This is a genomic window from Photobacterium sp. OFAV2-7, from assembly GCF_022347985.1.
In the GTDB taxonomy this organism is placed as follows: domain Bacteria; phylum Pseudomonadota; class Gammaproteobacteria; order Enterobacterales; family Vibrionaceae; genus Photobacterium.
In genome coordinates, this window is sequence record NZ_JAKRFQ010000067.1 from 1 (window position 1) to 11,334 (window position 11,334).

The 11,334-nt window shown below is 48.6% G+C and carries 10 protein-coding genes; 8 read left to right on the forward strand and 2 right to left on the reverse strand.

Going from position 1 to position 11,334, the window contains the following annotated elements; genetic code table 11:
- The first annotated feature begins 293 nt into the window (after positions 1–293).
- Together gyrA and serC are read left to right on the forward strand one after the other, a co-directional pair.
- Positions 294–2,948 carry a DNA topoisomerase (ATP-hydrolyzing) subunit A gene (gene gyrA, locus MHN01_RS06715; protein ID WP_239410608.1) on the forward strand — a complete coding sequence of 885 codons (2,655 nt, stop codon included), beginning with the start codon at positions 294–296 and terminating at the stop codon, positions 2,946–2,948.
- Positions 2,949–3,243: 295 nt separating this feature from the next.
- The gene (gene serC, locus MHN01_RS06720) at positions 3,244–4,326 is read left to right on the forward strand and encodes a 3-phosphoserine/phosphohydroxythreonine transaminase (RefSeq protein WP_239410609.1); all 1,083 of its coding nucleotides are present in this window, start codon (positions 3,244–3,246) and stop codon (positions 4,324–4,326) included.
- A gap of 48 nt (positions 4,327–4,374) precedes the next feature.
- Here serC and MHN01_RS06725 read toward each other — a convergent pair whose 3' ends face one another.
- Positions 4,375–4,893 carry a lipocalin family protein gene (locus tag MHN01_RS06725; RefSeq protein ID WP_239410610.1) on the reverse strand — a complete coding sequence of 173 codons (519 nt, stop codon included), beginning with the start codon at positions 4,891–4,893 and terminating at the stop codon, positions 4,375–4,377.
- Positions 4,894–5,205: 312 nt separating this feature from the next.
- Here MHN01_RS06725 and MHN01_RS06730 point away from each other — a divergent pair, with 312 nt between their 5' ends.
- Entirely contained in the window at positions 5,206–5,883 is a 678-nt protein-coding gene (locus MHN01_RS06730; protein ID WP_239410611.1) for a hypothetical protein, read from the forward strand.
- Between the two features lie 58 nt (positions 5,884–5,941).
- Here the strand turns inward: MHN01_RS06730 and MHN01_RS06735 are convergent, their stop codons facing one another.
- Positions 5,942–6,367: an NUDIX hydrolase gene (locus MHN01_RS06735; RefSeq protein WP_239410612.1), complete on the reverse strand. Its 426-nt coding sequence runs from the start codon at positions 6,365–6,367 to the stop codon at positions 5,942–5,944.
- Between the two features lie 167 nt (positions 6,368–6,534).
- On the opposite strand from MHN01_RS06735, the gene aroA reads away from it, so the two are divergent.
- The 5 genes from aroA to MHN01_RS06760 all read left to right on the forward strand — a co-directional run bounded on the left by aroA (position 6,535) and on the right by MHN01_RS06760 (position 11,303).
- A complete protein-coding gene (aroA, locus tag MHN01_RS06740; RefSeq protein WP_239410613.1) occupies positions 6,535–7,815 on the forward strand; it encodes a 3-phosphoshikimate 1-carboxyvinyltransferase in 1,281 nt (426 codons plus the stop codon).
- A gap of 253 nt (positions 7,816–8,068) precedes the next feature.
- Positions 8,069–8,752 (forward strand): (d)CMP kinase, encoded by a 684-nt coding sequence (gene cmk, locus MHN01_RS06745; RefSeq protein WP_239410614.1) that lies wholly within the window; start codon positions 8,069–8,071, stop codon positions 8,750–8,752.
- Between the two features lie 99 nt (positions 8,753–8,851).
- Positions 8,852–10,522 (forward strand): 30S ribosomal protein S1, encoded by a 1,671-nt coding sequence (gene rpsA, locus MHN01_RS06750; protein ID WP_239410615.1) that lies wholly within the window; start codon positions 8,852–8,854, stop codon positions 10,520–10,522.
- Between the two features lie 72 nt (positions 10,523–10,594).
- Entirely contained in the window at positions 10,595–10,888 is a 294-nt protein-coding gene (ihfB, locus tag MHN01_RS06755; protein WP_239410616.1) for an integration host factor subunit beta, read from the forward strand.
- A 130-nt stretch (positions 10,889–11,018) separates the two neighbouring features.
- Positions 11,019–11,303, forward strand: a complete 285-nt coding sequence (locus MHN01_RS06760) for a LapA family protein (protein WP_239410617.1) — start codon at positions 11,019–11,021, stop codon at positions 11,301–11,303.
- The last annotated feature ends 31 nt before the right edge of the window (positions 11,304–11,334 follow it).

The following is an 11,334-nucleotide window of genomic DNA, read 5'->3' on the forward strand; positions in this document are numbered from 1 at the left end:
AGTCAGGCTTTGCGCTAAATTGCATAAAAAGCGACCCGATCGATTTTTTACAATTGGTAGCACTTTTTTTATTTTAAGAAAAATCTCCATCCATCGAAGTGAGTGAAAAATAACCGTTTGAGCGTAATTAATGCCAGAAAGGCGTCAAGTTAGTGTCTGATTTTTGGTAAATCCGCTAAATTACTCACAACATAAATTGTGAAAGGTGTGCCTATCTAGGCTGATTTATGCTATATTCTCGCACCTTGCACGTATAAAAATACGACAGAAATTACCTGAGGGATATTGGCTCCATGAGCGATCTTGCAAAAGAGATCACGCCCGTAAACATTGAAGAGGAGCTGAAAGGCTCATACCTCGACTACGCGATGTCAGTGATCGTGGGTCGTGCTCTTCCGGATGTGCGTGATGGCCTTAAGCCAGTGCACCGTCGCGTATTGTTCGCGATGAATGTGCTAGGCAATGACTGGAATAAAGCATATAAAAAATCAGCCCGTGTGGTTGGTGACGTAATCGGTAAATATCACCCACATGGTGATAGTGCGGTTTACGATACCATCGTACGCATGGCGCAACCTTTCTCTCTTCGCTACATGCTGGTAGATGGTCAGGGTAACTTCGGTTCTATCGATGGCGACTCCGCGGCTGCGATGCGTTATACCGAAGTTCGTATGGCAAAAATTGCCCACGAGCTGCTGGCCGATCTAGACAAAGAAACGGTTGACTATGTGCCTAACTATGATGGCACTGAACAAATCCCGGCAGTACTGCCTACGAAAATTCCGAACCTGCTGGTTAACGGTGCTTCGGGTATTGCCGTCGGTATGGCAACGAACATTCCGCCGCACAACCTTGGCGAAGTTATCGATGGTTGCCTGGCCTATATCAATGATGAAGACATCACCATTGATCAGCTAATGGAATATATTCCTGGCCCGGACTTCCCGACAGCGGCACTGATCAGCGGTCGCAAGGGTATCATCGATGCCTATAAGACCGGGCGCGGTAAAGTTTACATGCGCTCAAAAGCCGAGATCGAAGCGGACAAGAATGGCAAAGAGACCATTATTGTTACCGAGATCCCGTATCAGGTGAACAAAGCTCGCCTGATCGAGAAGATCGCCGAGCTGGTCAAAGATAAAAAAGTTGAAGGCATCAGTGCCCTGCGCGATGAGTCTGACAAAGACGGTATGCGTATTGTTATCGAGTGTCGACGTGATGCGACTGGCGAGGTTGTGCTGAACAACCTGTACGCTCAGACGCAGTTGCAAACGACATTCGGCATCAACATGGTTGCGCTGGACAACGGTCAGCCTAAGCTTTTCAACCTGAAAGAGATGCTGAAGTGCTTCGTGAACCACCGCCGTGAAGTGGTGACACGCCGTACTATTTACGAATTGCGCAAAGCCCGTGAGCGTGCCCATATCCTTGAAGGTTTGGCACTGGCGCTGGCTAATATCGATGAAATCATCGAGCTGATCAAAAACGCGCCGACACCGGCGGAAGCGAAAGCTGGCCTGGTTGCACGCGGTTGGGATCTGGGTAATGTTGCTGCAATGCTGGAACGTGCCGGTACCGATGCGGCACGTCCGGAATGGCTGGAAGAGCAGTACGGTATCCGTGATGGCCAGTACTACCTGACCGAGCAGCAGGCACAGGCAATCCTGGATCTGCGCCTACATAAGCTGACTGGTCTAGAGCACGAGAAAATCCTGGGCGAATACAAAGCGCTGCTGGATGAAATTGCTGAGCTGCTACACATTCTGGCAAGCTCCGAGCGTCTGATGGAAGTGATCCGAGAAGAGTTGGAGCTGGTTAAAGAGCAGTTCAATGATCCTCGTCGTACTGAAATCACTGCGGCTAGCCATGATATCGATCTTGAGGATCTGATCACTCAGGAAGATGTGGTGGTTACGCTTTCACACGAAGGCTACGTGAAATATCAGGTGCTGAGTGATTATGAAGCTCAGCGTCGTGGTGGTAAGGGTAAAGCGGCAACGCGAATGAAGGATGAAGACTTCATTGAGCGCCTGCTGGTTGCCAATACCCACGATACCATTCTGTGCTTCTCTAGCCGTGGCCGTATGTACTGGCTGAAAGTGTACCAGCTGCCATTGGCAAGCCGTACCGCACGTGGTAAGCCTATCGTCAATATCCTTCCTCTGGAAGAAGGTGAGCGTATTACTGCAATTCTGCCGGTTAAAGAATACGAAGCAGATAAGTTCGTCTTCATGGCAACGGCAGACGGTACCGTTAAGAAGACACCTCTGACTGACTTCAGCCGTCCTCGTAGCGCAGGTATCATTGCGGTGAACCTACGCGAAGGCGATTCGCTGATTGGGGTCGATGTGACAAACAGTACCGACCAAATCATGCTGTTCTCCGAAGCAGGTAAAGTGGTCCGCTTCTCTGAAGAGCAAGTACGCGGTATGGGCCGTACTGCTGCGGGTGTCCGCGGTATGAAACTGGCTGAAGGCGACAAAGTGGTGTCTCTGATCGTTCCTCACAACGAGGGCGACGTGTTGACTGTAACCGAAAATGGTTACGGTAAGCGAACTTCGCTTGACGAGTACCCATCGAAGAGCCGTGCGACACAAGGTGTGGTATCGATCAAGGTCTCTGAGCGTAACGGCAAAGTTGTCGGCGCCGTTCAGACCGAAGACGGCGATGAGTTCATGATGATCACCAACGGTGGTACATTAGTTCGAACTCGTGTTTCTGAAGTCAGCCGTGTTGGCCGTAATACCCAAGGTGTTACGCTAATCCGTACTGCTGAAGAAGAACTGGTTGTTGGCCTGCAGCGTATCGATGAGCCTGAAGAGGAAGAGATCATTGATGCTGGTATCGAAGATGCAGAAGTAACAGAAGCGCAAGCTGCTGATACCGACAACGCCGATTCAGCCGAGCAATCAGATTCTGATGAAGCGCCTTCTTCTGACGAAGAATAAACTTCAAGGCAGACTCGCTTAACAAGAACGCAGCCTACGGGCTGCGTTTTTTTATGTCTGACGAGGAGCCCAAACGGCTGCTATTTTTCCTGTTGAGTCTGTGAATTGTTCAGTTTGCCCTGAATATCCGGTCAGTTGTGCTTTTTTGCAGAAATACTTGTTGTAAAGGCTTTTCAGCGTACGCATAAAGGTGTAAAAACAAAAGTAATTGATCTTTGTCACACTTAGTCTGCGGGCGTCAGATGTGACAAATAGCTATATTATCCCTATGCAGAGCAGGAGCGAGTCTTACATCATGGAAAAGGTCTACAATTTTTGTGCTGGTCCGGCAATGATCCCAGCAGATGTCTTACAGAAAGCACAGAAAGAATTGGTTAACTGGAGTGGCCTGGGCACCTCTGTGATGGAAATTAGCCACCGCAGCAAGGAGTTTCTTGCGGTTGCCGAACAGTCAGAAAAAGATCTGCGAGAGTTGCTGTCGATCCCTGCCAACTACCATGTACTGTTCTGTCATGGTGGTGCTCGTGGCCAGTTTGCAGCGGTACCGATGAACCTGTTGGGTGAAGCCGATACCGCCGACTATATGGACGGTGGTTACTGGGCTAACAGTGCAGCCAAGGAAGCCGAGAAATACTGTCAGCCAAATGTTGTCGATATTACCTGTGAACGTGACGGCAAGAAGGCGGTATTGCCTGCTTCTGAGTGGCCGTTGTCAGACGATGCAGCATTTGTGCACTTTTGTCCGAATGAAACTATCGACGGTATTGAGATCCGTGATCTGCCGGTGACAGACAAACCTATTGTTGCCGATATGTCTTCGACCATACTGTCACGAACAATCGATGTATCGAAATACGGTGTGATTTATGCCGGCGCTCAGAAAAATATCGGTCCGGCCGGCCTGACGATTGTTATCGTGCGTGATGATTTGCTTGGAAAAGCCAAGCAGGTTTTGCCGAGCATTCTTGACTATACCGTGTTGGTTGATAAGGACTCGATGTTCAATACGCCACCGACCTTTGCCTGGTATCTGGCCGGGGAAGTCTTTAAGTGGCTGAAAGAGATCGGCGGTGTCGACGAGATGCAAAAGCGAAATGAAGCCAAGGCTGAAGTACTTTATCGCTTTATCGACCAGTCTGATTTTTATCGCAACCAGGTCCACCCTGACAATCGCTCGCTGATGAATGTTCCGTTCCAGCTGAAAAAGCCTGAACTGGACAAGGTGTTCCTTGAGCAGGCGGATGCTGCCGGCCTGAAGGCGCTGAAGGGGCATCGTGTTGTCGGTGGTATGCGGGCGTCTATCTACAATGCCATGCCGCTCGAGGGCGTGCAGGCGCTGGTGGATTTCATGCAAAAATTTGAGCAAGAAAACGCATAGTAGCCTGAATTTTATACACCGAAGCCTCTCTTTTGAGAGGCTTTTTTATCACTGCTGTGGAAATATGATTTTGCTGGTATCGAAGCCTTTTTGTTCGGCGATCGAGAGATAGTATTGCACCTTGTCTAGGTGCAGTGACTTGTCGCGGGAAAGAATCCAGAAATACTCTGTGTTATAGCTGCTAACCAAAGCTGTGGAGTAGTCGGGTTCGAGGTGAAAGACAACGTAGCTGCCGTAAAAAGGGCCGAAAAAAGACACCTTGAGGTGGGCTGTATCACTGGCGCCGACGAACTTGGCCTTACCTTCTGCTTCCTTCCATTCATTCTTTTCTTGGTTATAGCCCCGGTTGATTACTTTGACAGAGCCATCCTCATTAAGACTGTATGTTGCTGAAACTAGTGAAAGGCCCCTTTCAAAACTGTGGTCAAGACGTGCTATTTCGTACCAGGTGCCAAGATAACGGTCTATGCTGAACGGTTTGACCGGCGTAATTTGCTCTGGCATACCAGTGCAGCCAGACAAGTAAAATAGAACAACTGTAGTCAAAAAACGGGTAATAAAGTTCATCTTCTACCTTTTGTCGGGTGACTGTAAGAGTGATGTTTTAGGGTAACACTCGTAGTGTACGTAAGATCTTGACGGATAAGATCACTATTCCAGTCTGGAATGGTAGTGGTGAAGAATATGGTTGCTCAGCGAGTGGTAAGAGGTTCCCGATGCCATTTTATACATATTTCTGCCGATAGCATCAGATGTACATCACAATCACTGTACGAAATTTAACCATCTTGATAAACACAGTTTCCCTCAGCGGAAACAGTGTTGAGGCTATTTTCTTGTATCATATGGGGAAATTATTGCGAGGGATTAGCTAGAACGATGATGAACTCAAATGTATATCAAAAGAAAGCATCAGATTTTCAGTTACTGAGTTTGCAAGGCCGCGACAAGGAGTGCCTGACTTCTTTGTTTAGCGAGCATAAGGCGAGTCAACAGCTGCAGGATGCAACGTGTTATCTGGTTTTCAATCAGCAGAAGCCATTCTTTTATTCACTGAAAAAGCACCTAGTGAGCACTGGGTACTTTTCAGGTAGCGACAGCGAAGCGATGCTTCCGCATGCGGCGGCTGCAAGCGACAGCGCTATTGCAGAAGTAGAAGTCGATTTTCCGCTTGCGCTGTATCGTTCCGCGCTGCGCCACGATATTTTTAATATGCTGGTTTCGCTCAAGGAACAATGCGGCCATTACACGCTGAACCTTCGCTTGCCGCTGGATGAAATTGCGTCCGAGTATGAGCTTAATGATATCGCAAAGTTATGCATTGTTGCCGGCGCAGACAACCTTACCCTGTCACTGACGAGGAGCCTCGATAGTCAACAGGAAGCTCGAATCAATTTGCTTGCCAACCTTTTAAAGCGCTTCTTTGTTTCAGATTCTTGCGGCCTGATTTTTAGCGGGCTGACGACACTTCCTGTCATGCAGCGTATTTCATCCATGGCCATTGAGATACTTGGTGAAGACTGGGTGGATAATGCATCCCTCAAGTTTGAGTGCTAGAACCAGACAAACAAAAATACCGGTGTCCACGACACCGGTTTTTATATGTAGATTGGTATTACTCAAGGCAAAAACGTTTTTCCAGGTAGCAGCGAATAGCCTGCTCGCTGGCGTCAAACTGCGGCAGGGGAAGGTGAGCAGGATCAACCCATTGCCACCCCTCGCACTTATCAGGCTCGCGTAGCTCCAGCTGACCGCTAAATTCGGTGGCCAGCACAGTTACACTGATATAGTGCTTGCCGGACTCATGGTAGGTTTGCAGGTTGTTGGTGACGGCAATGACTTTTGGGTTTTTAATCAGCAGCCCGGTTTCTTCTTCTATCTCGCGCGCAGCACACTGGGTAAAGGTCTCACCTATGTCCATGTGGCCACCGGGGATCGAATAGTAGGGCGCGTGGCTATTCTTCCTTTTGCCAATCAAGACGTCTCCCTGGTCGTTAACAATGATCACACCGACTCCGACTTTGGGTGTTTCAGCTGCCACATCTCTCTCCTTGTAATGAAAAATCTCTCTGGATGCCTGCGAATTTACGGCTGACTTATCTTACCATTTTCTGTGATATCGATTGGGTTTAATCAGTACTAGCTAACTGAGACATTATTCGCTAATCTGCTGGAACGCCCAAAAAAACAGGATTGAATAGATAACAGATGGAAAGTTTAACGTTACAGCCGATAAATCAGATCAATGGCGAAGTAAATCTACCGGGGTCGAAGAGTGTTTCAAACCGTGCCCTTCTATTGGCGGCGTTAGCTCAAGGTACCACGCGACTTACCAACCTGCTCGACAGTGATGACATTCGCCACATGCTGAATGCCCTCAAGCAGCTTGGTGTCAGCTACCAGCTGTCGGATGATAAAACAGTCTGTGAAGTCACCGGGTTGGGTACGGCGTTCAACCCCGAGCAGGCACTAGAGCTGTTCCTGGGGAATGCCGGTACAGCGATGCGCCCGCTAGCGGCAGCTTTATGTCTCGGCGAAGGTGAGTTTGTTCTGACCGGCGAACCTCGTATGAAAGAGCGTCCGATCGGTCACTTGGTAGAGGCGCTTCGCACCGCCGGGGCAGATATTACCTACCTGGAGAATGACAATTACCCACCGCTTAAGATCAAGGGGACGGGCCTGCAAGGCGGAGAGGTTGAAATCGACGGTTCGATTTCCAGCCAGTTCCTGACTGCATTTTTAATGTCGGCCCCTATGGCTAAGGCCGATACACTCATCCGAATCAAGGGTGAGCTGGTATCCAAGCCATATATTGATATTACGTTGCATATCATGGCTCAGTTTGGGGTAACGGTAGAGAACCGTGACTATCAGGAGTTTTTTGTGCCGGCAGGCCAAACCTATCAGGCGCCGGGTGAGTTTCTGGTCGAAGGCGATGCGTCATCGGCCTCTTACTTCCTGGCTGCGGCAGCGATTAAGGGCGGTCAGGTCAAAGTAACCGGTATTGGCAAGAAGAGTATCCAGGGTGATGTTCAGTTTGCCGATGCACTGGCAGCGATGGGGGCCGAGATAGAGTGGGGTGACGATTACGTCATAGCTCGCCGCGGCAAACTGAAGGCTGTCGACATGGACTTCAACCATATCCCGGATGCGGCCATGACGATTGCAACGGCTGCCTTGTTTGCTGACGGGGTGACTTCGATCCGTAACGTCTATAACTGGCGGGTTAAAGAAACCGATCGCTTGGCCGCGATGGCAACCGAGCTGCGAAAGGTCGGGGCCGATGTCGAGGAGGGGAATGACTACATTACTATCACTCCACCGGCGCAGCTCAAGCATGCGGCGATCGATACCTATGATGACCACCGAATGGCGATGTGTTTTTCACTGGTGGCATTGAGCGATACACCGGTAACCATCAATGATCCCAAGTGTACCTCGAAGACCTTCCCGGATTATTTTGACAAGCTGGCCGAGTTGAGCTGCTAGGTAAAACAAGCCGCTAAGTCTTTCTGTTACTAAAGAAACCCGCCATCTGGCGGGTTTTTGTCTTGTGCCGTTTCGCCGCGAATCCTGAAATAGAATTTCGGTGGTTTCAGCCATTTGATTTGATAGTACTTACGGTTTTTTTCCCGTATAATACGCCCCCGTTTGTGAGCTCTAATACCAAACTTTTGGCCAGTGTCATGGGCTAAATGTTTGGTATTAAAGCTCGATATTTGAACGAATTCGGAGAAAACCTATGTCTACTCATGCTCCAGTGATCACTGTTGATGGGCCAAGCGGCGCCGGCAAGGGGACGCTATGTATGCTATTGGCAGATAAACTGGGCTGGAAACTGCTCGATTCCGGTGCGATTTACCGCGTGCTGGCTCTGGCAGCGATTCACCATGGTGTTGATCTTGAATCTGAAGATGCGCTGGTTCCTCTGGCGGCCCACCTTGATGTTCAGTTCAAGGCCGAAGGCGAACTGGTTAAGGTTATTCTCGAAGGCGAGGATGTGTCCGGCGAGCTTCGCCGTGAAGAAACGGGCATGGCCGCGTCAAAAGTGGCGGCACTGCCGCGTGTACGTGAGGCGTTGCTGCGTCGCCAGCGTGCCTTTAGCGAGGCGCCGGGCTTGGTTGCTGACGGTCGCGACATGGGGACCGTAGTTTTCCCGGGTGCAGAAGTGAAAATCTTTCTTGATGCCAGCGCGGAAGAGCGGGCAAATCGCCGCATGAATCAGTTGCAACAGAAAGGCTTAGATGTTAACTTTGACAGTCTTTTAAGCGAAATTCAGGAACGTGACGATCGCGACCGCAACCGCGCGGTGGCTCCGTTGCGTCCCGCGGCTGATGCTTTGGTGCTAGACTCTACTGAGATGTCAATAGAGCAGGTTACTGCCCAGGCATTGGCTTTTGTTGAAGAAAAATTATCTGCTGAGTGATCAGCATGATGGCGTCGGTGTCATGGATGAATACTGACATTACTACCAACCCCATGCGGTAGGATACCCATGGTTGTTAATCATATTGAAGATTAAATAATGACTGAATCTTTTGCTTTACTCTTTGAAGAGTCTCTAAACGAACTAGAAACACGTCCAGGCGCGATCGTTAAAGGTACTGTTGTAGCTATCGAAAACGGTTACGTTCTAGTTGACGCAGGCCTTAAGTCTGAGTCTTCTATCCCAGCTGACGAGTTCAAGAACGCTGCTGGCGAAATTGAAATCGAAATCGGCGCAGAAGTTGACGTTGCTCTAGACGCTATCGAAGATGGCTTCGGTGAGACTAAACTTTCTCGTGAAAAAGCTAAGCGTCATGAAGCTTGGATCCAGCTTGAAAAAGCTTACGAAGATGCTGAAACAGTTGTTGGTATCATCAACGGTAAAGTTAAGGGTGGCTTCACAGTTGAACTTAACGGCATCCGTGCGTTCCTACCTGGTTCACTAGTTGACGTACGTCCAGTTCGTGACACTGCTCACCTAGAAAACAAAGAGCTAGAGTTCAAAGTAATCAAGCTTGACCAGAAGCGTAACAACGTTGTTGTTTCTCGCCGCGCAGTTATCGAATCTGAAAACAGCGTTGAGCGTGACGAGCTACTTGCTTCTCTACAAGAAGGCATGGAAGTTAAAGGTATCGTTAAGAACCTTACTGACTACGGTGCATTCGTTGATCTTGGCGGTGTTGACGGTCTTCTACACATCACTGATATGGCTTGGAAACGCGTTAAGCACCCAAGCGAAATCGTTAATGTTGGCGACGAAATCAACGTTAAAGTTCTTAAGTTCGACCGTGAGCGTACTCGCGTATCACTAGGTCTTAAGCAGCTAGGCGAAGATCCATGGGTAGCAATTGCTAAGCGTTACCCAGAAGGTACTAAGCTTTCTGGCCGCGTAACTAACCTAACTGACTACGGCTGCTTCGTTGAAATCGAAGAAGGCGTTGAAGGTCTTGTACACGTTTCTGAGATGGATTGGACTAACAAGAACATCCACCCATCTAAAGTTGTTAACGTGGGCGACGAAGTTGAAGTTATGGTTCTTGATATCGACGAAGAGCGTCGTCGTATCAGCCTAGGTCTTAAGCAGTGTAAAGCTAACCCATGGCAGTCATTCGCAGAAATGCAAGCTAAGGGCGATCGCGTAACTGGTAAGATCAAGTCTATCACTGACTTCGGTATCTTCATCGGTCTAGAAGGCGGCATCGACGGTCTAGTTCACCTATCTGACATTTCTTGGAATGTTTCAGGTGAAGAAGCAGTTCGTGACTTCAAGAAAGGCGACGAAATCTCTGCAGTAGTTCTAGCAGTAGACGCAGAGCGTGAGCGTATCTCTCTTGGCGTTAAGCAGATCGAAGAAGACCCATTCAACGGCTTCGTTGCAGTTAACAAGAAAGGTGCTCTAGTTACTGGTACTGTTACTGCAGTTGACGCGAAAGGCGCAACTATCGAGCTAGCTGAAGGTGTTGAAGGTTACCTACGTGCTTCTGAAGCATCTGTTGACCGTGTTGAAGACGCAACTCTAGTTCTTTCTGTTGGCGATTCTGTTGAAGCTAAGTTCACAGGCGTTGACCGTAAGAACCGCGTAATCAACCTATCTGTTCGTGCTAAAGACGTTGCTGAAGAGCAAGAAGCAATGGCTAACCTGAACAAGCAAGAAGATGCTTCTTTCGGTAACGCTATGGCTGACGCTTTCAAAGCGGCTAAAGGCGAATAATTGAGCTAAGGGGGATCACTTTTCCCCCTAAGCGGTTATACTATTGAGAAACATACTAAAAACGGGGTGTTTATGACAAAGTCTGAATTAATTGAAAGACTGTGTAGTCAACAAACACATCTTTCTGCCAAACAGGTAGAAGATGCAATCAAGGAAATCCTTGAGCACATGGCGACCACTCTTTCTGAGGGTGATCGTATCGAAATCCGTGGCTTTGGTAGCTTCTCATTACATTACCGTGCTCCACGCGTCGGTCGCAACCCTAAGACAGGCGACAAAGTTGAGTTGGACGGCAAGTACGTCCCTCATTTTAAACCTGGTAAGGAATTACGCGATCGAGTTAACTCGGCAGCTGCTGCTGGTTAAGCGTGATTAGAACAAAAAAACGGCATGCTGATAGTATGCCGTTTTTTTATGTCTATTGATCATGGTCTGATGTGTCAAAATCTTGCATAATCAACCCATCAAACTTTTGATCAAGTGAGAAGGATTTACGATGAAGATAATTAGCTTTCTGATTCTGGCTGTTTGCTTTTTGGTCACGCTGGCTCTTGGTGCCCAGAACCAGCAGTTGGTAAATTTCGATTTTCTTGTAGCTCAGGGTGAGTTCCAGCTATCTACTTTGCTTGGTATTGCATTCGGTTCCGGTTTTGCGATTGGTTGGCTGATCTGTGGCCTGCTGTATCTGAAAACCCGTTTCTCAAGAAACCGCCTAAGCAAAAAGGTAGCCAAACAACAGCAAGAGCTGAACCAGCTACGTGCTGAGCCTGTTAAGGAATAACCGTTAATGCTAGAGCTGTTGTTCCTGTTAC

Coding starts and splice junctions, on each gene's coding strand:
- aroA (WP_239410613.1), top strand. CDS start 6,535: ATGGAAAGTTTAACGTTACAGCCGATAAATCAGATCAATGGCGAAGTA.
- rpsA (WP_239410615.1), top strand. CDS start 8,852: ATGACTGAATCTTTTGCTTTACTCTTTGAAGAGTCTCTAAACGAACTA.
- serC (WP_239410609.1), top strand. CDS start 3,244: ATGGAAAAGGTCTACAATTTTTGTGCTGGTCCGGCAATGATCCCAGCA.
- ihfB (WP_239410616.1), top strand. CDS start 10,595: ATGACAAAGTCTGAATTAATTGAAAGACTGTGTAGTCAACAAACACAT.
- gyrA (WP_239410608.1), top strand. CDS start 294: ATGAGCGATCTTGCAAAAGAGATCACGCCCGTAAACATTGAAGAGGAG.
- MHN01_RS06725 (WP_239410610.1), bottom strand. CDS start 4,893: ATGAACTTTATTACCCGTTTTTTGACTACAGTTGTTCTATTTTACTTG.
- MHN01_RS06730 (WP_239410611.1), top strand. CDS start 5,206: ATGATGAACTCAAATGTATATCAAAAGAAAGCATCAGATTTTCAGTTA.
- cmk (WP_239410614.1), top strand. CDS start 8,069: ATGTCTACTCATGCTCCAGTGATCACTGTTGATGGGCCAAGCGGCGCC.
- MHN01_RS06760 (WP_239410617.1), top strand. CDS start 11,019: ATGAAGATAATTAGCTTTCTGATTCTGGCTGTTTGCTTTTTGGTCACG.